This is a genomic window from Streptomyces sp. NPDC050743, from assembly GCF_044456925.1.
Classification (GTDB): domain Bacteria; phylum Actinomycetota; class Actinomycetes; order Streptomycetales; family Streptomycetaceae; genus Streptomyces.
Window position 1 is genome coordinate 13,685 of the sequence record NZ_JBITGJ010000010.1, and the last position, 20,550, is coordinate 34,234.

Below are 20,550 nucleotides of genomic sequence, written 5' to 3' on the forward strand. Positions count from 1 at the left end.
CTGCCCGCCTGTCGAATCATAGGAATGTCCGGCCATTCCTATGGTGGACAAGTAAGACCGCCCGGTTGCCCCACCCTTTCGTACCCCCCCTAGACTGAGCTTCCAGCACAGGTGGCTACACGCTCGAAAGGCGCCCCCGTGTCCATCGGCAACTCCCCTGAAGACGAGCGTCCGTTCCAAGACGAGTCCCAGGAAGCCCGTGTCTCCGTGGGCCGCGCCCTGCAGCAGGCGCGGATCGCGGCCGGGCTCACCGTGGACGACGTCAGCACCGCCACTCGTGTCCGTATCGCCATCATCCACGCCATCGAGGCGGACGACTTCGGCCCCTGTGGCGGCGATGTGTACGCCCGCGGACACCTCCGTACGCTGGCGAAGGCCGTCCACCTCGATCCCGCACCCCTGATCGCCCAGTACGACGCCGAGCACGGCGGCCGTCCCGCGCCCACCCCGGCAGCACCCCTGTTCGAGGCCGAACGGATCCGGCCGGAGCGGCGCGGGCCGAACTGGACCGCCGCCATGGTCGCCGCGATCGTCGTGGTGATCGGCTTCGTCGGCTTCACCGCGGTCAAGGGCGGCGACTCGGGCAACGACGCGAAGTCGCAGGTCGCCGGGGGCGGCGGCACGCCCGCGCCGAGCAAGTCCGCCTCGCCCACGCCGAAGAAGGACAAGCCCGCCACACCGACCCCCGAGCCCTCCGACAGCGCCATCGCCGCCGCGCCCCAGGACAAGGTGACCGTCCAGGTCAGCGCGCCCGACGGACGCAGCTGGATCTCGGCCAAGGACCACAACGGCCGGATGCTCTTCGACGGGCTGCTGAAGAAGGGCGAGTCCAAGACCTTCCAGGACAGCTCCAAGATCAACCTGATCCTCGGCGACGCCGGCGCGATCGAGCTGTACGTCAACGGCAAGAAGATCGACGACAACTTCCAGCCGGGCCAGGTGGAGCGCCTCACCTACACGAAGGGCGACCCGGTGGCGGGCTGAGCGGCCCTTGGGGGAGAGCGTGTGTGACGGGGTTGGCCAGGATCGGCCAACCCCGTCGACGTGGGCTGTCGGTGAGACGAAGTACTCTTGAGCCCATGCCTGAACGCCGTACCGTCGCACTCGTCACTCTCGGCTGCGCCCGTAACGAGGTGGACTCGGAGGAGCTCGCAGGCCGTTTGGAGGCGGACGGCTGGCAACTCGTCGCGGACGCCGCGGACGCCGACGTCGCCGTGGTCAACACGTGCGGCTTCGTCGAGGCCGCGAAGAAGGACTCCGTCGACGCCCTCCTGGAGGCCAACGACCTCAAGGACCATGGGAGAACCCAGGCCGTCGTGGCGGTGGGCTGCATGGCCGAGCGGTACGGCAAGGAGCTCGCCGAGGCGCTGCCCGAGGCCGACGGCGTGCTCGGCTTCGACGACTACGTGAACATCTCCGACCGCCTGCAGACCATCCTGTCCGGCGGCGTCCACGCCTCCCACACCCCGCGCGACCGCCGCAAGCTGCTCCCGATCAGCCCGGCCGAGCGGCAGGAATCCGCCGCGTCCGTCGCCCTGCCCGGGCACGGCCCTGCCGACCTGCCGGAGGGCGTGGCGCCCGCCTCCGGCCCCCGCGCGCCCCTGCGCCGCCGCCTCGACGGCTCCCCGGTCGCCTCGGTGAAGCTGGCCTCCGGCTGCGACCGGCGCTGCTCCTTCTGCGCCATCCCGTCCTTCCGCGGCTCCTTCATCTCCCGCCGCCCCAGCGACGTGCTGAACGAGACGCGGTGGCTGGCCGAACAGGGCGTGAAGGAGATCATGCTGGTCTCCGAGAACAACACCTCCTACGGCAAGGACCTGGGCGACATCCGCCTGCTGGAGTCCCTGCTGCCGGAGCTGGCCGACGTCGACGGCATCGAGCGGGTGCGGGTGAGCTATCTGCAGCCGGCCGAGATGCGTCCCGGCCTGATCGACGTGCTGGCCTCCACCCCGAAGGTCGCCCCGTACTTCGACCTGTCCTTCCAGCACTCCGCGCCCGGCGTGCTGCGCGCCATGCGCCGCTTCGGTGACACCGACCGCTTCCTGGAGCTGCTCGACACGATCCGCTCCAAGGCCCCCGAGGCCGGTGTGCGCTCCAACTTCATCGTCGGCTTCCCCGGCGAGAGCGAGGCGGACCTGGCCGAGCTGGAGCGCTTCCTGAACGGCGCCCGCCTGGACGCCATCGGCGTCTTCGGCTACTCCGACGAGGAGGGCACGGAGGCGGCGACGTACGACGACAAGCTCGACGCGGACGTCGTGGCCGAGCGCCTGGCCCGGGTGTCCCGGCTGGCCGAGGAACTCGTCTCGCAGCGCGCCGAGGAGCGCGTCGGCGCGACCGTGCACGTCCTGGTCGAGTCCGTCGACGAGGAAGAGGGCGTGTACGGCCGTGCCGCGCACCAGGCGCCCGAGACCGACGGCCAGGTTCTGCTCACGAGCGGCGCCGGCCTCGGCGTCGGACGTATGGTCGAGGCGAAGGTGGTCGGTACGGAGGGTGTCGACTTGGTTGCCGAGCCGCTGATCGGCTCGCTCGCGTGCGGTGAGGAGGCGGGCAGATGACCGGAGTCCCGGCATCCGCCGCGGGTGGCTCCTCCGGCGCGCACGGCGCCCGGGGTTCCGCCGCCGCTGCCGACGGCGCTCGGTCCGAGGTCTCCGGTTCTGCTCCAGGTCCCGACAACGGCGGCAGGCCCGCGCGCGGTGGGAAGATCGCGGCCGCGGCCGTCAACCAGGCGAGCGTCTGGAACGTGGCCAATCTCCTGACCATGCTCCGGCTGGTCCTGGTGCCCGGCTTCGTGGCACTGATGCTGGCGAACGGCGGCTACGACCCGGCCTGGCGCTCGCTGGCCTGGGCGGCCTTCGCGATCGCCATGATCACCGACCTGTTCGACGGGCATCTGGCGCGCACCTACAACCTGGTCACCGACTTCGGGAAGATCGCCGACCCCATCGCCGACAAGGCGATCATGGGGGCGGCGCTGATCTGTCTGTCGGCCCTGGGCGATCTGCCGTGGTGGGTGACGGCCGTCATCCTCGGCCGGGAACTCGGCATCACGCTGCTGCGTTTTCTGGTCATTCGCTACGGCGTGATCCCGGCCAGCCGTGGCGGCAAGCTCAAGACCCTCACCCAGGGGGTGGCGGTCGGGATGTATGTCCTGGCGCTGACGGGATGGCTGGCCACGCTGAGGTTCTGGGTGATGGCCGCGGCGGTCGTCCTCACCGTCGTCACCGGACTCGACTATGTGAGACAAGCCATCGTGCTGCGCAGGCAGGGAATCGCCGAGCGCGCGGCGGCGTTGGAGGAGAAGGAAGCGTGAGCTCGCCAGCCACCGAACTGGTGCGACTACTGACCGTGAGGGGCGAGACCCTCGCCGTCGCCGAGTCGCTCACCGGTGGCCTGGTGGCGGCGGAGATCACCTCGGTCCCCGGAGCGTCCAAGGTGTTCCGGGGTTCGGTCACCGCCTACGCCACCGAGCTGAAGCATGAGCTGCTGGGTGTCGACGCCACCCTGCTGGCGCAGCGAGGAGCGGTGGATCCGCAGGTCGCGAGCCAGATGGCAGCCGGAGTACGGAAGGTTTTGGGCGCCGACTGGGGCATCGCGACCACCGGAGTCGCTGGCCCCGAACCGCAGGACGGCCAACCCGTCGGGACGGTCTTCGTGGCCGTCGACGGGCCACTGACCGACCGCCCTGGTTCCGCCGGTGGCGGAAAAGTGGAAGCCCTGCGGTTGAACGGCAGTCGTGCGGAAATTCGTATGGAGAGTGTACGGAGCGTACTCGCAGTGCTCCTCGAGCAGCTTGCGGGCGAACAGACCGGTAATGAGCGGGCACAGGATACGGAACGGAACGGGGGGTTTTGATGTTTGCAGCCCTGAGTGAACACGACATCGCTCCCCGCACGGCCGCAGCGCGAGGCGGTACGGTGGGGCGAGAAGGATGCGGCTACGCGGTCCGAGGAGGGAGCCACCGATGATTCTGCTCCGTCGCCTGCTGGGTGACGTGCTGCGTCGGCAGCGCCAACGCCAGGGCCGTACTCTGCGCGAAGTCTCCTCGTCCGCCCGAGTCTCACTCGGCTATCTCTCCGAGGTGGAGCGGGGGCAGAAGGAGGCTTCCTCCGAGCTGCTCGCCGCCATCTGCGACGCGCTGGACGTACGGATGTCGGAACTCATGCGAGAAGTGAGCGACGAGCTGGCGCTCGCCGAACTGGCCCAGTCCGCCGCGGCCACCGAGCCCGTGCCCACGCCGGTCCGTCCGATGCTGGGTTCCGTCTCGGTGACCGGTGTGCCACCGGAACGGGTGACCATCAAGGCGCCCGCGGAGGCGGTGGACGTGGTCGCCGCGTGACGTACGCCCGCGCGGCTTAGCGAACGTGTGAAGCCCCGGCCGGGCTTCTCGGGACGAACCCGGGAAGCGAGGCCGGGGCTTTCTTTTTTGTCGGCCACAGGCGCGATGTGCGTCACTTTTGTGCCCGTTTGCCGGGCTCGGTCGGTGCGGTCATGGTGGAGGGACGTGACGGCGCCGAAGCACCGGAGGAAGCGGATGTACGTCGTGAAGAGCCCGCTGGCCGAGGGAGACCTGAAGACCGTGGCCGAGGCGCTGCAGGGCGCCCTCGTGGACCTGGTGGACCTCTCCCTGGTCGCCAAGCAGATCCACTGGAACATCGTCGGGCCCCGCTTCCGCTCCATCCACCTCCAGCTCGACGAGGTCGTCGCCTCCGCGCGCACCCACTCCGACACGGTCGCCGAGCGGGCCTCGGCCCTGGGCGTACCGCCGGACGGGCGCGCCGCCACGGTGGCCTCCGGCAGCGGCATCGGCACCACTCCGGCGGGCTGGATCAAGGACGGGGACGCCGTCGGGGCGATGGTGGACGCGCTCGGCGCGGTGATCGCCGCGATGCGGGTGCGGGTGGCGGCGACGGGGGAGCCGGATCCGGTGTCCCAGGACATCTTCATCGGGATCACGGCGGATCTGGAGAAGCATCACTGGATGTTCCAGGCGGAGCACGCCTAGGTGCGGTGGCCGGGGTGGGTGCCTGTGCCCGGTGGTTGCCCTCTGCTGGCCTCACCGTCCAGAGGCTGCCGGGCCCGGGCCCCCGGGCCTTCGGCCTTCGCCCTCGTCCTCGGACGCCGGACGGGCCGGTCCTGTGCACCGATGAGTCCGATGTGCGCCTCCCGCGCCGTGCGGGCCGCGCACTAGCGTCCCGCAGGAGGTGGTGACGGCCATGGTGGGGCGGATAGTGCGCTGGACGGTCGGGCTGGGGCTCACGGCCGTGTGGTGGTGGGCCGTGCTGCGGATCACCCTGGGGCAGGGCGCGGGCCTGCTGGAAGCCGCCGTCGCGGCCGGCGGCTGGGGGCTGAGCGTGCTGCCCGTGCACTGCGTCCCCAAGGGGCAGGCCGCGGGTGCGGTGCCGAAGGGGCGCTGGGTGGCCGCCTGGCGTGTGCGGGACGTTACCAGGGCATCGCCACGCCCCCGTTCGGGCGAAGTATCTGACCCGTCGTGAACGCCGAGGCGTCCGAGGCCAGGTACAGCACCGCGTGAGCGACGTCGTCCGGCTCACCGACCCGGCCCAGCGGCGCCATCCTGGCCATCACGCCCTCGGTGTGCGCCTGCGCCTCGCCGTCGTGACGGGCGGTCATCGGGGTGCGGATCCAGCCCGGCGCGATCGCGTTGACCCGGATGCCGTGCCGGCCGACCTCGGTGGCCAGCGTCCTGGTCAACTGGACCACGGCCGCCTTCGCCGCGCCGTAGCAGAGCAGCCCGGGCCCGCCGGTGTCGACCGCGCCGGAGGCCATGGTGACGATGCTGCCCCGCGTGTCATGGGCCAGCATCGAGCGGGCCGCCTCCTGGCAGGCGTACAGCACGCCCTTGAAGTTGACGTTCAGCACCCGGTCGAGATCCTCGTCGCGGGTCTCCAGCACGGCGCTGCTGTGCATGATCCCGGCGATCGCCGCCATCACGTCCAGGCGCCCGCAGGACTGGACGGCCTCGGCGACCCGCGCCCGGTCGGTGACGTCCAGGACACGGGTACGGGCCGTGCCGCCGCGCTTCTCGATCAGCTCCGCCGTGCCCCGCAGGCCGTCCGCGTCCCGGTCGGCGCAGTGCACCGTCGCGCCCGCCTCGGCGAGCAGCACGGCGGAGGCCCGGCCGATACCGCCGGCGGCTCCGGTGACGAAAGCGGTGCGTCCCGTGAGGTCGTACGCCGTGAGGGGCATGTACCGACGGTACGAGCGTTTCTGACGGTCCGTCAATTACTGGGCGGGATCGGCTTGGTGTGCGTGCCACGGGCCAGGGGTGCGGGGCGGGGCGTCAGGTGGTGCGGCGGGGCCGAAGGTCTTGTCGGTGCCGGGGTGAGCCGGGGGCCGGGGCGGGGCCCGCCTGGCAGGTGGGGCACCAGTAGGTGGGGCGTTCCCGGGAGCCGTCGCCCTGGTCGGCCACGCGGACCGGGGTGTGGCAGCGCAGGCAGGGGCGGGGTGCGCGGCCGTAGACGAACAGGTCGTGCCGGTGCAGGCCCGTGGTCTGGCGGACCGGGCGGTCGCGGTTCGCCTCCAGGAGTCTCTTGGCGAGCGCGGGCAGCTTCTCGGCGCGGTCCGCGGGCAGCGCGCCGATCGGCAGCCACGGCGTGACGCCCAGCAGGAAGCACAGCTCGCTCTTGTAGATGTTGCCGATGCCGGCGAGGTTGCACTGGTCGAGCAGGGCCTCGCCGAGCGGGCGGGCGGGGTCGGCGAGGAGGTTGGCGAGGGCGCGCTCGGAGTCCCAGTCCGGGCCGAGCAGATCGGGGCCCAGGTGGCCGACGACCCGCTGCTCCTCGCCCGTGCGCAGCAGCTCCAGGACCTGGAGCCGGTAGCCCACGGCCGTACGGTCGGCGGTGCCGAGGATCGCCCGGATCTGGTGTGCCGGACCGCCCCGCCAGCGCTCGCCGGTGCCGTACACCTTCCAGGCGCCCTCCATCCGCAGATGCGTGTGGAGGGTCAGGCCGCCCTCGAACCGGGTGAGCAGGTGTTTGCCGCGAGGGACCGTGCTGAGCACCGTACGACCCGTGAGGTCGACCGTCGCGTACTTCGGCACCCGGAAGTCGCTGCGGGTCAGCGCCTTGCCCGCGAGGGCCTCGTGCAGCCGCCTCGCGGCCTGCCAGACCGTGTCACCTTCGGGCATGCGTCAAGGGTGCCACGGCCGGGTGAGGCGGGCGTTCGCCGGCGGGGCGTTCATCGGCGCCGGCAGGGCGCTCGTCGGCGGTCATGCTCTCAGGCGCAGGCCGCGCGGTGTGGCCACGAAGCCCGCCGCTTCGAGCAGGGTGCCTATCGGCGAGGTCAGTGCCTGGGCGCCGTTGATCCGCTCGACCGTGACCGTACCCAGGGAGCCCGCGCGGGCCGCTGCGGCCAGCGCCTCGGCGGCCGTACGGAGCCGGGGGTCGTCCGGGGCCGCAGTGTCCGGGCCGGCGGGCCAGGCCAGCAGGGTCTTGCCGCCGCGCTCCATGTACAGCGTGAGCTCGCCCTCCACCAGGACGACCAGCGAGCCCGCCTTGCGGCCCGGCTTGTGCCCGGCACCGGTCGGCGGCTCGGGCCAGGACAAGGCCGCGCCGTACGAGTTGGCGGGATCGGCCGCGGCGAGGACCGCGGCACGCGGGTCGGGTGAGGTTGTGCCCGTACGACCGCCGCCGTACCCCCGGTGCGCCGGTGAGCCGTAGGCGCCGGCTCCGCCCCCGCGGGGGCCGCCGTAGCCGGGCGAGGTGAAGGGATCGGCGAGGTCGCGGGGCGAGACATAGTCGCCGGGGGCGGGCGGGGGGTCTGCCGGCGGCCAGGTGAAGTCGCCGTCGAGGCCGGGGTGGGCGAAACCGGCGTCCGACCCGTCGAAGGCGCCGGTGAAGGGGTGTTCGTGCGGCGCGCCGTCGCTTGCGCCGAAGTCGTTCGGGAACGCCGGTGCGGCAAAGCCGTTCGAGGGAGTCGGGAAGCCGTTGCCGGGGGCCGCGGCGGCCAGGCCGTCGCCGCGCTCGCGGGCGTTGGACACCGCGCGGAGCCGGTCCACCGCGCCGTCCATGGCGAACTGGGCCGCGCCCAGGCCCTCGACCACATAGCCGCGCCGCGCCTGGCCGCTGTCCTCGAACGCGGACAGCACCCGGTACACCGCCGAGAAACCGCCCTCGACCCCCTCCGCGGCGACCGCCCCGCGGGTGACCACGCCGTGCCGGTCCAGCAGGGTGCGGGCCAGCGCGTGCGCGCGCACGGTGGGGTCCGGCTCGGCCGCGGGCAGCAGTGACCAGCGGCCGGCGACCGTCGGCGGGCCGGTACGGGACGCGGTGCGTGCGGCGGCCGTCAGAGAGCCGTAGCGCCCGCGCGGCACGGCGCGCTTGGCGCGGTGGGCGGTCGAGCCCGCCGTACGGCCCGAGCCCAGCAGGGAGCGCATCGGCGCGAGGGTGTCGTTGGTGAGCCGGCCCGACCAGGCCAGATCCCACAGCGCGTCGGCCAGCTCAGGGTCGGTGACGTCGGGGTGGGTGGTGGCACGGACCTGGTCGGCGATCTGGCGGAAGAACAGGCCGTAGCCACCGGAGAGGGCATCCAGGACGGACTGGTGGAGCGCGGTCAGCTCCAGGGGGTGGGGCGGCGGGAGCAGCAGGGGAGCCGCGTCCGCCAGATAGAGGGAGACCCAGCCGTCCTTGCCGGGCAGGGCGCCCGCGCCGGACCACACCACTTCGCCCGCGGCGGTCAGCTCGTCGAGCATCGAGGGCGTGTAGTTCGCCACGCGGGAGGGCAGGACCAGCTTCTCCAGGGCGGAGGCGGGCACGGAGGCGCCCTGCAACTGCTCGATGGCGCGCACCAGTCCGTCGATGCCGCGCAGACTGTGGCCCTTGCCGATGTGCTGCCACTGGGGCAGGAACTCGGCGAGCGCGGCCGGTGGCACGGGCTCCAGCTCATGGCGCAGGGCCGCCAGGGAGCGGCGGCGCAGGCGGCGCAGTACGGCCGCGTCGCACCACTCCTGGCCGATGCCCGCCGGGTGGAACTCGCCCTGCACCACCCGGCCGTTCGCGGCGAGCGGTTGCAGGGCGCCATCGGTGACCGCCACGCCCAGGCCGAAGCGGGCCGCCGCCGTGGCCGACGTGAACGGGCCGTGGGTGCGGGCGTAACGGGCGAGGAGGTCGCCCAGCGGGTCCTTGACCGGCTCGGTGAAGGCCTCGGGCACGCCGACCGGCAGTGCCGTGCCGAGCGCGTCCCGCAGCCGGCCCGCGTCCTCGACCGCCGCCCAGTGGTCGGCGCCGGCGATGCGGACCTTGATGGCCCGGCGGGCGCCGGCCAGCTCGCGCGCCCACTGCTGGTCCGCGCCCCGCGCCACCAGCTCGGCGTCGGTCAGCGGACCGAGCAGCCGCAGCACGTCGGCCACGCCCTCCACGTCCTTGACCCGGCGGTCCTCGGTGAGCCACTGCAGCTCGCGTTCCAGCTCGGTCAGCACCTCGGCGTCGAGCAGTTCGCGCAGCTCCGCCTGGCCCAGCAGCTCGGCCAGCAGCCGGGAGTCCAGGGACAGCGCGGCGGCGCGGCGCTCGGCGAGCGGGGAGTCGCCCTCGTACAGGAACTGGGCGACGTACCCGAACAGCAGGGAGCGGGCGAACGGGGACGGCTCCGGGGTGGTGACCTCGACCAGGCGCACCTTGCGCGACTCGATGTCGCCCATCAGCTCCGCGAGCCCGGGGACGTCGAAGACGTCCTGAAGGCACTCGCGGACGGCCTCCAGGACGATCGGGAACGAGCCGAACTCGCTCGCCACCTGCAGCAGTTGGGCAGCGCGCTGGCGCTGCTGCCACAGCGGGGTGCGCTTGCCGGGGTTGCGGCGCGGCAGTAGCAGCGCGCGGGCGGCGCACTCACGGAACCGGGAGGCGAACAGGGCGGAGCCGCCGACCTGGTCGGTGACGATCTGGTCGACCTCGCCCTTGTCGAAGGCGACGTCCGCCGCGCCGACGGGTGCCTGGTCGCTGTCGTACACCGTGCCGGCCTTCATGGGCTCCTGGTCGAGCAGGTCCAGGCCCATCAGGTCGGCGTCGGGCAGGCGCAGCACGATGCCGTCGTCGGCGTGCATGACCTGCGCGTCCATGCCGTAACGCTCGGACAGGCGGGCGCCGAGCGCGAGGGCCCACGGGGCGTGCACCTGGGCGCCGAAGGGGGAGTGGACCACGACCCGCCAGTCGCCGAGCTCGTCGCGGAACCGCTCCACGACGATCGTGCGGTCGTCGGGGACGTGGCCGCAGGCCTCGCGCTGCTCGTCCAGGTAGGACAGCACGTTGTCCGCCGCCCAGGCGTCCAGACCCGCCGCCAGCAGCCGCAGCCGGGCGTCGTCCTTGGGCAGCGAGCCGACCTCGCGCAGGAACGCGCCCACCGCGCGGCCCAGTTCGAGCGGGCGGCCCAGCTGGTCGCCCTTCCAGAAGGGCAGCCGGCCCGGCACGCCGGGCGCGGGGGAGACCAGGACCCGGTCGCGGGTGATGTCCTCGATGCGCCAGGAACTCGTGCCCAGCGTGAAGACGTCGCCCACCCGGGACTCGTACACCATCTCCTCGTCGAGTTCGCCGACCCGGCCGCCGCCCTTCTTGGGGTCGGATCCGGCGAGGAAGACCCCGAAGAGGCCGCGGTCGGGGATCGTGCCGCCGGAGGTGACGGCGAGGCGCTGGGCGCCCGGGCGGCCGGTGATCTCGCCGGCCACGCGGTCCCACACCACGCGCGGGCGCAGCTCCGCGAATGCGTCGGACGGATAGCGGCCCGCGAGCATGTCGAGGACCGCTGTGAACGCCGACTCGGGCAGTGACGCGAAGGGCGCGGCACGGCGGACCACGGCGAGCAGGTCGTCGAACTGCCAGGTGTCCAGCGCCGTCATCGCGACCAGTTGCTGCGCGAGCACGTCGAGCGGGTTCGCGGGCACCTTCAGGGACTCGATCGAGCCCGAGCGCATCCGCTCGGTGACCACGGCCGCCTGGACCAGGTCGCCGCGGTACTTGGGGAAGACGACGCCGGTGGACACGGCGCCCACCTGGTGCCCCGCACGGCCGACGCGCTGCAGGCCGGAGGCGACCGAGGGCGGGGACTCGACCTGCACGACCAGGTCGACGGCGCCCATGTCGATACCCAGCTCCAGGCTCGACGTGGCGACCACGGCCGGGAGCCGGCCCGCCTTCAGGTCCTCCTCGACCAGGGCGCGCTGCTCCTTGGAGACCGAGCCGTGGTGGGCGCGGGCGATCACCGGGGGCGCGCCCTGCGCCGCGCCCGAGCCGCCCATCAGCTGGGCCGGGGAGTGGTGCTCGTCCAGCGTCTCGCCGGTCGCACGCTCGTAGGCGATCTCGTTGAGCCGGTTGCACAGCCGCTCGGCGAGGCGCCGGGAGTTGGCGAACACGATGGTGGAGCGGTGGGACTGGACCAGGTCGGCGATCCGCTCCTCCACATGCGGCCAGATCGACGGTTTCTCGCCGCCTTCGGCGGCGTCGGCCGCGGGGGAGCCGCCCAGCTCGCCCATGTCCTCGACCGGGACGACCACGGACAGGTCGAACTCCTTGCCGGACTCCGGCTGGACGATCTCCACCTTGCGGCGCGGCGAGAGATACCGGGCCACCTCGTCCACCGGGCGGACGGTCGCCGACAGGCCGATCCGGCGGGCCGGCTTCGGCAGCAGCTCGTCCAGCCGCTCCAGGGAGAGCGCCAGATGGGCACCGCGCTTGGTGCCCGCGACCGCGTGCACCTCGTCCAGGATCACCGTCTCCACGCCCGTCAGCGCGTCGCGCGTGGCCGAGGTCAGCATCAGGAACAGCGACTCGGGGGTGGTGATCAGGATGTCCGGCGGGCGGGTGGACAGGGCGCGCCGCTCGGCCGCCGGGGTGTCGCCGGAGCGGATGCCGACCCTGACCTCGGGCTCGGGCAGGCCCAGGCGCACGGACTCCTGGCGGATGCCCGTCAGCGGGCTGCGGAGGTTGCGCTCGACGTCGACCGCGAGGGCCTTCAGCGGGGACACGTAGAGCACCCGGCAGCGCTTCTTCGGATCGGCCGGGGGCGGGGTCGAGGCCAGCTGGTCCAGGGCGGCGAGGAACGCGGCCAGCGTCTTGCCCGAGCCGGTCGGGGCCACCACCAGCACGTCCGAGCCCGCACCGATGGCCTGCCACGCGCCGGCCTGGGCCGCGGTGGGCGCGGAGAACGCCCCCGTGAACCAGCCGCGGGTCGCGGGTGAGAAGCCGTCGAGGGCCCGGTGTGCGGAGCTGACCATGCGTCCATCCTGCACCCGGCCACTGACAATCGCGCTGACCTGGTCAAACGCCGTGCGGTGGGGAGCTGGCGGGGGCAGGTGCGGAAAGTGAGGCGGTGGCGGCTGCGAGGCAGGGGGCGGGGAGCGGGCCGAGGCCGGTCGCGGGCAGCGGGGACGGAGAATGGGCGTATGGCGGGTGCGGCTGGGCGGGGCGGGGAACGGACGGGCGGGGAGACCGGTGGGCGCCGGCCGGTGGAGCGGGCGCGGCACTGGCGGTACGACGACCTGCCGGGCGTGGACCTGCTGCGGGCCCGGTACATCCACAAGACCTTCGTCCGGCACACCCACGAGCACTTCGTGATCGCGGCCATAGCCGACGGCGTGGAGGTCTTCCACCACCGTGGCTCCGACGTGTCCGCGGGCGCGGGAGCCCTCGCGCTGGTCAACCCGGACACTCCGCACACGGGTCGCGCCGGCATCCCCGAGGGCTGGCGGTACGGCGCGGTCTACCCCTCCCCCGAGGTGGTCGCCGCGATCGCGGCCGAGACCACCACCCTCCGGGGCACACCTGGTTTCGTCAGCCCCGTCCTCGACGACCCCTACACCGTCCGCCTGGTCCACCAGGTGCTCCGCGCCGCCGACGAGGGCAACGCGCTGGCCGCCGACACCCTGCTGCGGATCGCCGTGACCAGGCTGCTGCGGCTGAACGGCGGACCGCTGCCGCAGCGGACGGTCCGCACCGCCGGAGCCGGTATCGCGGCACGCGCGCGTGCGGTGCTGGACGAGCGGATGGTCGACCCGCCGACCCTGGAACGGCTGGCAGCCGACCTCGGCACCAGCCCGTTCGCGCTGCTGCGGACGTTCCGTGACGCCTACGGCATGCCGCCGCACACCTGGCTGACCGACGCCCGCGTGCGCCGCGCGCGACTCCTGCTCGACGCGGGCTCGCCCCCTGCCGAGGCGGCGGTGGCCGTCGGCTTCGCCGACCAGCCGCATCTCAACCGGCACTTCACCCGTATCGTCGGCGTGCCTCCGGGGGCCTACCAGCGCGAGCGCAGGAACGCGGGCGAAACGAGGAACGTGCGCGGGCGCAAGAACGTACAAGACCCGGGGTGAGGGAACTCCGTACCGTCCGGGGCGTGGCACAGCAGACAGCACTCGCAGACATGACCGCCGACGGCGCGGACAAGCCCGACCGGGCCGTCGTACGGGACGCCCTCGGGGTCGGCGTCGCCGTCGGTCTGTCCGGATTCGCCTTCGGGGTGACCTCGGCCGGCAGCGGGCTCGGACTGCTCCAGACCTGCGCGCTCAGCCTCCTCGTCTTCACCGGCGCTTCCCAGTTCGCCCTGGTCGGAGCGCTCGCCGCCGGAGGAAATCCGTTCGCGGCGGCCGCCGGCGCCTTCTTCCTCGGCGTGCGCAACGCCTTCTACGGGCTGCGGCTGTCGCAGCTGCTCGCCCTTCCACGCGCGGTGCGGCCGTTCGCCGCCCAGTGGGTGATCGACGAGACCACTGCGGTCACCCTGGCGCAGCCGACCCGGCGTGCCCGGCGGATCGGCTTCACCGTCACCGGGCTCACGCTGTACGCGCTCTGGAACCTCACGACGCTGCTCGGCGCGCTCGGCGCCAAGGCCATCGGCGACACGCGCGCGTGGGGGCTGGACGCGGCCGGCACCGCCGTGTTCCTGGCGCTGCTCGCGCCGATGCTGAGGACGACCACCGAGCGCGCCGTCGCGGGCCTGGCGGTCCTGCTGGGCCTCGGCCTGCTGCCCGTCCTGCCGGCAGGCGTTCCGGTCCTGGTGGCGGCCCTGGCGGCACCGATCGCTCTCGTCGCCGAGGGGCGGCGCGAGGGGCGTGGCCGACAGGGTGTACGAGGCGGGCCTGGCCGGACGGGTGGACCGGCTGGACCGACCGGATCGGATGGAGTGGCCCAGATGGACCGAATCGACCAGGTTGACCGGATCAATGGAGTGGACGGACCGAACGGCGGCGCGGCAGCGGAGGAGGGCCGGTGAACACCTGGATCGCGATCGGCTTGACCGCCCTCGGCTGCTACGCCGTCAAGCTCGCCGGGCTGCTGGTGCCCGCGGGCGCCATGGAACGGCCGTTCGTACGGCGGCTCGCCGCCCTGCTGCCCGTCGCCCTCCTCGCCGCGCTCACGGCTCAGCAGACGTTCGCCGTCGGGCACGGGCTCGTGCTGGACGCACGGCTCGCGGGGCTCGGCGCGGCCGCCCTGGCACTCGTGCTGCGCGCGCCGTTCCTGCTGGTCGTCGCGGCGGCCGTGGTGGTGACGGCGGGCGTACGGGCGCTCGGCGGATGACGCGGGACCGACGTGGGCCGGCGCGGCTCACACGTCGGTTCCGCGCGCGACCCGTCGGGCCTGGCCGCCGGGCGGGCGGCATGCGGCACCGGTTCAGCCCACGAAACGGCCGTACGCCCGCAGGGTCCGCAGTGCCTCGATCGTCACCAAGGGGCGTGCCTCCAGCGCGGGGGCCGGTGCCCACCGGTGCCACCGGATCGGCCAGCCGCCGTCGTTCTGCTGCTCGGCGGCCAGGTGGTCCAGGGAACGTGCCATCTCGTCGTCCGTGAACCACGCGCGCGCCAGTGACTGCGGAGTCCTGGCGAAGTCGTGCGGGAAGCGGTGCTCCCCGGGGGCGTAGCCGGACGCGACCGGGTACGTGTCGAGCCGGTCCGGGTCCAGGGCCGCGAGCCGCTGCTCCCGCACCAGGCGGCCGAGCCGGTCCGCAGCGGCCTCCGCGCGCGAGCGGTCGGGAGCGGAGTCGAGGAAGGCCACGGCGGCCTCCACCTCGTACGGGTGGGACTTCTCCAGGGACTCCACGGCCTGCCAGCAGAAGTCGGTGGCCCGGAACAGCCAGGCGTGCCACACCTCGTTGCGATGCAGCAGCCCGACCACCGGTCCCGTGGCGAGCAGTTCGCTGGGCGGGTCGTCGACGACCGGGACGAACGGTGCCACCGGATATCCGCGCTGACTGGGATGGATCGCCGGCAGGGCGCCGTCCGCGGCGGAGATCGAGGTCAGATAGCGGCACACGCGCTCGACCCGCTGCCCGCCGCAACGCCCGATGGCGTCCAGGACGCGCAGCGCGTGCGCGGTGTGCAGCGGCTGGCTCACGGGGCCGCGCAGATCGGGCTCCAGCGCGTGCCCGTACCCGCCGTCCTCGTTGCGGTAGGCGTCCAGCGCCGCTTCCACCGCGTCCGGGGTGCCGTGCAGGAAGTGGTACGCGAAGAGGCGCTGCTCCAGCACGCGCGCGGTGAGCCACACGAACTGCTCGGCGCGGAAGAGCGGGGAGCGCGCCGGGGGCGTGGAAGGGAGTGGGGAAGCTCCTGTTTCGGCCATGGGTCAGACCGTAGGACGGAAAGCGGTCTCGGCAAGGGCTTCCCGGCCGGGGCCCACCCCCAGGGGCGGGATACTGGTGTCATGCGGTTGACGGTCTTCTGGCAGCGAATGGCGGAACACTTCGGTCCGGGGTACGCCGAAACCTTCGCGCGCGATCACGTCATGTCCGAGCTGGGCGGGCGCACGGTGCACGAGGCGCTGGACGCCGGCTGGGACGCGAAGGACGTGTGGCGCGTGGTCTGCACGGTCATGGAGGTGCCGGGCGAGCGACGCTGACGCGGCTGCCTGGAACATCCTGATTCGTCCGTGAGGAGATCGGCCGCACAGCACCGATCGGTCACGAAGATCGCAGGTGGGCGCCGGTTGTCGGTGGCGTGGGCGAGACTTGGCCCGTGGCACCCATTGACGAGGACAACGAGCCGCTGACCCAGGACGCGGCACCGAACGGCACGACACCACGCGAGCGGCCCCCGGCCCCCGGCGCCGTCGCCGCGGGCGGCCGCATGCCGCGCTGGCTGCCGCGTGCCATGGTGCTCGCGCTCGCGCTGATCGCCGCGTTCCAGCTCGGCAGCTGGGCCTTTCACCAGCTGACAGGGCTGTTGATCAACGTATTGATCGCGTTCTTCCTGGCCCTCGCGATCGAGCCCGCGGTGAGCCGGATGGCCGCGCGAGGCATGCGCAGAGGGCTCGCCACCTTCTTGGTCTTCCTCGGATTGACGATCGCTGTCGCCGGGTTCGTCACCCTGCTCGGCTCCATGCTGGCCGGGCAGATCATCAAGATGGTCGAGGGCTTCCCGGACTACCTTGACTCGCTCATCAACTGGATCAATGAGACCTTCCACACCGAGCTCCGGCGGGTCGACGTCCAGGAGGGCCTGCTCCATTCCGACTGGCTGCGCAAATACGCGCAGAACAGCGCCGCCGGTGTCCTGGACGTCTCCGCGCAGGTGCTCGGCGGGCTGTTCCAGCTGCTGACGGTGGGGCTGTTCTCGTTCTACTTCGCGGCCGACGGCCCCCGGCTGCGCCGCGCCCTGTGCTCCGTGCTGCCGCCGGCGCGCCAGGCGGAGGTGCTGCGCGCCTGGGAGATCGCCGTCGACAAGACGGGCGGCTATCTCTACTCGCGCGGCCTGATGGCGCTCATCTCCGGCGTCGCCCACTACATCCTGCTCCAGTCCCTCGGTGTGCCGTACGCGCCCGTGCTCGGCGTCTGGGTGGGCCTGGTCTCGCAGTTCATCCCGACCATCGGCACCTACCTCGCCGGTGCGCTGCCGATGCTGATCGCGTTCACCGTCGACCCCTGGTACGCGGTGTGGGTGCTGGTCTTCGTCGTGGTCTACCAGCAGTTCGAGAACTACATGCTCCAGCCCAAGCTGACCGCCAGGACGGTCGACATCCACCCCGCGGTCGCCTTCGGCTCGGTCATCGCCGGCACCGCACTGCTGGGCGCCGTCGGCGCGCTGATCGCCATCCCGGCGGTGGCTACCCTCCAGGCCTTCCTCGGGGCGTATGTGAAGCGCTACGCCGTCACGGACGACCCCAGGGTGCACGGGCACCGCGGCCGGAGCCCGGGCGGTCCCGGGCTGCTCGCGCGCATGCGCCGGCCGCGGGCCGGACAGCCCGAGCCGGAGGAGTCGTCGTAGACGGGCGCGCCCCGGAGGCGGACGTCGCGCGCCGGTGATGGGAGGGGAGCGTGGCGGGCCCGTGCCGCCGCGGGCCCGTCATCGGTACGCCAACGCCTGCCACCGGTACGTCAGCGTCTGTCATCGGTATGTCAGCACCGCCCACGCTCCCGCTCCCGCGACGGCTGCTGCGTAGCAGCCGACCGCCGTGGCCACGATCCGCCGCCGTGTCCGATCGCTCCAGGGCGAGCTGGACAGCAGCCAGGCCAGCGCGGGCAGGACGAGCACGGCGTGCAGGCTCACGCCGTGCAGGGGCTTGAGCGGGGCCGTCGAGTGATAGGCGGCCTCCTGGTGTCCGGTGCGGGTCAGTACGACCCCGCGCGCGATCATCGCCGCCCCGGAGGCCAGCGCCACCAGCAGGATCGCGAACCCGGAGCGGACCGCGAGCGGCATGCCGGCCGGGCCTGTCGGCCGGTGCCGGAAGGACGCGACGGCGAACACCGTGAGCAGGGCGACCAGGACACCGCCGCCCACCGCGAGCGTCATGGCCACCGCCGTGTCGAAGGGGGTCTCCATGTTCAGGTGCGAGGGCACCCGGCGCCAGGCCTGCAGGGTGATGCCGCCGACCTCCACCACGCAGTCGGCGGCGAAGACGAGCAGCAGGGCCGAGCGCAGCCGTGGGCCGACGCGCAGATACGAGGTGACCCATGTGATCGCGATCAGCGTCAGCCCGAAGGACAGCCCGAAGGTGACGGGCTTGCGCCAGGAGACGGGACCGTCCCACGGGCCACCGTCGACCGCGAACACCCCCAGGTGCACGAGACCGGACAGGACGAGGAGCAGCCCCGTCGCATGACAGAGGCGGTCGACGGCGCGCGGATTCTTCATGGGCCAAGGCTCCTGGGAGCGGCCCGCCCGGTCGTCGTCCGGCCGATGACACCCGCCGTACGCCGCCGGGAGTAGCGGCGCCGGGTGCCAGGGCACGGGTTCCGGGCACCGCGTGGCGCGCTTGACACCAAAATCGAACATCCATTCTCATGGAGGCTCAGGCGAGGCTTTGGGCGGTGGATTTCGCCCCGTTCTGCGGGAAGAAGTCCCGTGGTTATCCACAGGCTGGGCCTGCGTCGGGGCGCATTGTCAGTGGCAGGCGTTAGCGTCTTTGACGTGAAGCGATCGACTCAAGCAAACCGGGTGGAACCCATGGCAGGAACCGACCGCGAGAAGGCGCTCGACGCCGCGCTCGCACAGATTGAACGGCAATTCGGCAAGGGCGCGGTCATGCGCATGGGCGAGCGGTCGAAGGAGCCCATCGAGGTCATCCCGACCGGGTCGACCGCACTCGACGTCGCCCTCGGCGTCGGCGGCCTGCCGCGCGGCCGTGTGGTGGAGATCTACGGACCGGAGTCCTCCGGTAAGACGACCCTGACACTGCACGCCGTGGCCAATGCCCAGAAGGCCGGCGGCCAGGTGGCCTTCGTGGACGCCGAGCACGCCCTCGACCCCGAGTACGCGCGCAAGCTCGGCGTCGACATCGACAACCTGATCCTGTCCCAGCCGGACAACGGCGAGCAGGCCCTGGAGATCGTGGACATGCTGGTCCGCTCCGGCGCCCTCGACCTGATCGTCATCGACTCCGTCGCCGCGCTCGTCCCGCGCGCGGAGATCGAGGGCGAGATGGGCGACAGCCACGTCGGTCTGCAGGCCCGCCTGATGAGCCAGGCACTGCGGAAGATCACCAGCGCGCTCAACCAGTCCAAGACCACCGCGATCTTCATCAACCAGCTCCGCGAGAAGATCGGCGTGATGTTCGGCTCCCCGGAGACCACGACCGGTGGCCGCGCCCTGAAGTTCTACGCGTCGGTGCGCATCGACATCCGTCGCATCGAGACCCTGAAGGACGGCACCGAGGCGGTCGGCAACCGCACCCGCTGCAAGGTCGTCAAGAACAAGGTCGCCCCGCCCTTCAAGCAGGCCGAGTTCGACATCCTCTACGGCCAGGGCATCAGCCGCGAGGGCGGCCTGATCGACATGGGCGTCGAGCACGGCTTCGTCCGCAAGGCCGGCGCCTGGTACACGTACGAGGGCGACCAGCTCGGCCAGGGCAAGGAGAACGCGCGCAACTTCCTCAAGGACAACCCCGACCTGGCCAACGAGATCGAGAAGAAGATCAAGGAGAAGCTGGGCGTCGGTGTCCGCCCGGAGGAGCCCGCCGCCGAGCCGGGCGGGGACGCGGCGGTCACCGCTGCCGCCGAGGACGCCAAAACGGTGCCCGCCCCGGCAGCCGCCAAGGCCACCAAGCCCAAGGCCGCCGCAGCCAAGAGCTGACCCGTGACACGACGAACCGACTGGGCCGAGTACGAGTACGCCACCCCCGGTGCCCCACGGGGGAGGGGCACCGGGGGCCGCCCGGGCGGCGGCGGATACCCGGACGACGGTTGCGAGGGTCACGGCGGGCACGACGAGCACCGCGGCACCGGTGGCTACGGGGACACCGGCGGCGCCCACCCGGGCGCCACGGGCGACGAGCCGTACGGGGGAGGCGCGCCCGGCCTCGGCTCGCGCGGCGGCGTCGGCCCGCGGGGCGGCCGACGGCACGGCTTCGGGGACGCGCCCGGTGAGGACGAAGGCGCCCCTTCCTCGTCGAGGGCCGAGCGGGGGGAGTCTTCAGGGGACCCGGCTGAGCGGGCACGGGCGATCTGCCTGCGCCTGCTCACCGGGACCCCGCGCACCCGCAAGCAACTCGCGGACGCCCTGCGCAAGCGGGAGATCCCCGAGGAGGTGGCCGAGGAGGTGCTGTCCCGGTTCGAGGAGGTCGGGCTGATCGACGACAGCGCCTTCGCGGACGCCTGGGTCGAGTCCCGGCACCACGGCCGGGGGCTCGCCCGCCGGGCGCTGGCCCAGGAACTGCGCACCAAGGGGGTCGACTCGACGCTGATCGACGAGGCCGTCTCCCAGCTCGACTCCGAGCAGGAGGAGGCGACGGCCCGCGAGCTCGTGGCCCGCAAACTGCGTGCCACCCGTGGCCTCGACCGTGACAAACGGCTCCGCCGCCTCGCCGGCATGCTCGCCCGCAAGGGCTACCCCGAGGGCATGGCCCTCCGTGTCGTCCGCCAGGCCCTGGAGGAAGAGGGCGAGGACACGGAGTTCCTCGGCGAAGGAGACTTCTGAGCCTTCGGCGCGCAGGGCGGGGAGGCCGCCGGGTTCTCGGAACCCCGCGCCCGCACGGGGGGTTAACCCCCGCCGAAGACGCCGGGCCACCGCAGTGCTCTCCCCGCCGTGCGCGGGCGAGTCTGTACGCACGCTCCGGACCACGACACGCACAGCCGTAGTGGCCGACCGCGTACGACCCAGCCGACGCGTACAACAGAAGAGAGCCCCGCCCG

Annotated in this window: 19 protein-coding genes; 14 read left to right on the forward strand and 5 right to left on the reverse strand. The window is 72.7% G+C overall.

Features of this window, described 5'->3' with window-relative positions; all coding sequences use genetic code 11:
- Positions 1-138: 138 nt before the first annotated feature.
- From ACIBJF_RS13340 to ACIBJF_RS13370, 7 genes are all read left to right on the forward strand, one after another.
- Positions 139-984, forward strand: a complete 846-nt coding sequence (locus ACIBJF_RS13340) for a RodZ domain-containing protein (protein ID WP_399173827.1) — start codon at positions 139-141, stop codon at positions 982-984.
- Positions 985-1,079: 95 nt separating this feature from the next.
- Positions 1,080-2,552, forward strand: a complete 1,473-nt coding sequence (rimO, locus tag ACIBJF_RS13345) for a 30S ribosomal protein S12 methylthiotransferase RimO (protein WP_399173828.1) — start codon at positions 1,080-1,082, stop codon at positions 2,550-2,552.
- Positions 2,549-3,307 (forward strand): CDP-diacylglycerol--glycerol-3-phosphate 3-phosphatidyltransferase, encoded by a 759-nt coding sequence (gene pgsA, locus ACIBJF_RS13350; RefSeq protein ID WP_399173829.1) that lies wholly within the window; start codon positions 2,549-2,551, stop codon positions 3,305-3,307. Before rimO ends, pgsA begins: the two co-directional genes overlap by 4 nt.
- Positions 3,304-3,849, forward strand: a complete 546-nt coding sequence (locus tag ACIBJF_RS13355; protein ID WP_399173830.1) for a CinA family protein — start codon at positions 3,304-3,306, stop codon at positions 3,847-3,849. The genes pgsA and ACIBJF_RS13355 overlap by 4 nt, the downstream gene beginning before the upstream one ends.
- A 109-nt stretch (positions 3,850-3,958) precedes the next feature.
- On the forward strand, positions 3,959-4,333 hold the full coding sequence (locus ACIBJF_RS13360) for a helix-turn-helix domain-containing protein (RefSeq protein WP_053666341.1): 375 nt from the start codon (positions 3,959-3,961) through the stop codon (positions 4,331-4,333).
- Between the two features lie 195 nt (positions 4,334-4,528).
- Positions 4,529-4,999: a Dps family protein gene (locus ACIBJF_RS13365; RefSeq protein WP_399173964.1), complete on the forward strand. Its 471-nt coding sequence runs from the start codon at positions 4,529-4,531 to the stop codon at positions 4,997-4,999.
- Positions 5,000-5,210: 211 nt separating this feature from the next.
- Positions 5,211-5,489, forward strand: coding sequence for a hypothetical protein (locus ACIBJF_RS13370; RefSeq protein WP_399173831.1), 279 nt, complete (start codon positions 5,211-5,213; stop codon positions 5,487-5,489).
- Here the strand turns inward: ACIBJF_RS13370 and ACIBJF_RS13375 are convergent.
- The 3 genes from ACIBJF_RS13375 to ACIBJF_RS13385 all read right to left on the reverse strand — a co-directional run bounded on the left by ACIBJF_RS13375 (position 5,437) and on the right by ACIBJF_RS13385 (position 12,214).
- Positions 5,437-6,201, reverse strand: a complete 765-nt coding sequence (locus ACIBJF_RS13375) for an SDR family NAD(P)-dependent oxidoreductase (protein ID WP_399173832.1) — start codon at positions 6,199-6,201, stop codon at positions 5,437-5,439. The two genes, ACIBJF_RS13370 and ACIBJF_RS13375, sit on opposite strands and share 53 nt — an antisense overlap.
- Positions 6,202-6,295: 94 nt before the next feature.
- Positions 6,296-7,141, reverse strand: coding sequence for an Fpg/Nei family DNA glycosylase (locus ACIBJF_RS13380; RefSeq protein ID WP_399173833.1), 846 nt, complete (start codon positions 7,139-7,141; stop codon positions 6,296-6,298).
- Between the two features lie 81 nt (positions 7,142-7,222).
- The gene (locus ACIBJF_RS13385) at positions 7,223-12,214 is read right to left on the reverse strand and encodes an ATP-dependent helicase (RefSeq protein ID WP_399173834.1); all 4,992 of its coding nucleotides are present in this window, start codon (positions 12,212-12,214) and stop codon (positions 7,223-7,225) included.
- Positions 12,215-12,382: 168 nt separating this feature from the next.
- On the opposite strand from ACIBJF_RS13385, the gene ACIBJF_RS13390 reads away from it, so the two are divergent.
- Genes ACIBJF_RS13390 through ACIBJF_RS13400 form a run of 3 tightly spaced genes read left to right on the forward strand, consistent with a single transcriptional unit; the run spans position 12,383 to position 14,510 of the window.
- Positions 12,383-13,309 carry an AraC family transcriptional regulator gene (locus ACIBJF_RS13390; protein WP_399173836.1) on the forward strand — a complete coding sequence of 309 codons (927 nt, stop codon included), beginning with the start codon at positions 12,383-12,385 and terminating at the stop codon, positions 13,307-13,309.
- A gap of 50 nt (positions 13,310-13,359) precedes the next feature.
- Entirely contained in the window at positions 13,360-14,205 is an 846-nt protein-coding gene (locus tag ACIBJF_RS13395) for an AzlC family ABC transporter permease (RefSeq protein ID WP_399173965.1), read from the forward strand.
- Entirely contained in the window at positions 14,202-14,510 is a 309-nt protein-coding gene (locus ACIBJF_RS13400) for an AzlD domain-containing protein (RefSeq protein WP_365333661.1), read from the forward strand. Before ACIBJF_RS13395 ends, ACIBJF_RS13400 begins: the two co-directional genes overlap by 4 nt.
- A 93-nt stretch (positions 14,511-14,603) precedes the next feature.
- Here the strand turns inward: ACIBJF_RS13400 and ACIBJF_RS13405 are convergent, their stop codons facing one another.
- Positions 14,604-15,548: a hypothetical protein gene (locus ACIBJF_RS13405; protein ID WP_399173837.1), complete on the reverse strand. Its 945-nt coding sequence runs from the start codon at positions 15,546-15,548 to the stop codon at positions 14,604-14,606.
- A gap of 81 nt (positions 15,549-15,629) precedes the next feature.
- Here ACIBJF_RS13405 and ACIBJF_RS13410 point away from each other — a divergent pair, with 81 nt between their 5' ends.
- Entirely contained in the window at positions 15,630-15,824 is a 195-nt protein-coding gene (locus ACIBJF_RS13410) for a DUF3046 domain-containing protein (protein WP_351805807.1), read from the forward strand.
- 116 nt (positions 15,825-15,940) lie between these two features.
- Positions 15,941-17,188 carry an AI-2E family transporter gene (locus ACIBJF_RS13415; protein ID WP_399173838.1) on the forward strand — a complete coding sequence of 416 codons (1,248 nt, stop codon included), beginning with the start codon at positions 15,941-15,943 and terminating at the stop codon, positions 17,186-17,188.
- Between the two features lie 120 nt (positions 17,189-17,308).
- On the opposite strand, the gene ACIBJF_RS13420 is transcribed toward ACIBJF_RS13415, so the two are convergent.
- Entirely contained in the window at positions 17,309-18,055 is a 747-nt protein-coding gene (locus ACIBJF_RS13420; RefSeq protein WP_399173839.1) for a hypothetical protein, read from the reverse strand.
- Positions 18,056-18,367: 312 nt separating this feature from the next.
- On the opposite strand from ACIBJF_RS13420, the gene recA reads away from it, so the two are divergent.
- Together recA and recX are read left to right on the forward strand one after the other, a co-directional pair.
- The gene (gene recA, locus ACIBJF_RS13425) at positions 18,368-19,492 is read left to right on the forward strand and encodes a recombinase RecA (protein WP_399173840.1); all 1,125 of its coding nucleotides are present in this window, start codon (positions 18,368-18,370) and stop codon (positions 19,490-19,492) included.
- A gap of 3 nt (positions 19,493-19,495) precedes the next feature.
- On the forward strand, positions 19,496-20,335 hold the full coding sequence (gene recX, locus ACIBJF_RS13430) for a recombination regulator RecX (RefSeq protein ID WP_399173841.1): 840 nt from the start codon (positions 19,496-19,498) through the stop codon (positions 20,333-20,335).
- The last annotated feature ends 215 nt before the right edge of the window (positions 20,336-20,550 follow it).

Bases quoted from the DNA above. Each gene is read 5' to 3' on its own strand.
- ACIBJF_RS13420 (WP_399173839.1), bottom strand. From the start codon at position 18,055: ATGAAGAATCCGCGCGCCGTCGACCGCCTCTGTCATGCGACGGGGCTG.
- ACIBJF_RS13370 (WP_399173831.1), top strand. From the start codon at position 5,211: ATGGTGGGGCGGATAGTGCGCTGGACGGTCGGGCTGGGGCTCACGGCC.
- ACIBJF_RS13390 (WP_399173836.1), top strand. From the start codon at position 12,383: ATGGCGGGTGCGGCTGGGCGGGGCGGGGAACGGACGGGCGGGGAGACC.
- rimO (WP_399173828.1), top strand. From the start codon at position 1,080: ATGCCTGAACGCCGTACCGTCGCACTCGTCACTCTCGGCTGCGCCCGT.
- ACIBJF_RS13395 (WP_399173965.1), top strand. From the start codon at position 13,360: ATGACCGCCGACGGCGCGGACAAGCCCGACCGGGCCGTCGTACGGGAC.
- ACIBJF_RS13375 (WP_399173832.1), bottom strand. From the start codon at position 6,201: ATGCCCCTCACGGCGTACGACCTCACGGGACGCACCGCTTTCGTCACC.
- ACIBJF_RS13380 (WP_399173833.1), bottom strand. From the start codon at position 7,141: ATGCCCGAAGGTGACACGGTCTGGCAGGCCGCGAGGCGGCTGCACGAG.
- ACIBJF_RS13365 (WP_399173964.1), top strand. From the start codon at position 4,529: ATGTACGTCGTGAAGAGCCCGCTGGCCGAGGGAGACCTGAAGACCGTG.
- pgsA (WP_399173829.1), top strand. From the start codon at position 2,549: ATGACCGGAGTCCCGGCATCCGCCGCGGGTGGCTCCTCCGGCGCGCAC.
- ACIBJF_RS13360 (WP_053666341.1), top strand. From the start codon at position 3,959: ATGATTCTGCTCCGTCGCCTGCTGGGTGACGTGCTGCGTCGGCAGCGC.
- ACIBJF_RS13405 (WP_399173837.1), bottom strand. From the start codon at position 15,548: ATGGCCGAAACAGGAGCTTCCCCACTCCCTTCCACGCCCCCGGCGCGC.
- recA (WP_399173840.1), top strand. From the start codon at position 18,368: ATGGCAGGAACCGACCGCGAGAAGGCGCTCGACGCCGCGCTCGCACAG.
- ACIBJF_RS13410 (WP_351805807.1), top strand. From the start codon at position 15,630: ATGCGGTTGACGGTCTTCTGGCAGCGAATGGCGGAACACTTCGGTCCG.
- ACIBJF_RS13385 (WP_399173834.1), bottom strand. From the start codon at position 12,214: ATGGTCAGCTCCGCACACCGGGCCCTCGACGGCTTCTCACCCGCGACC.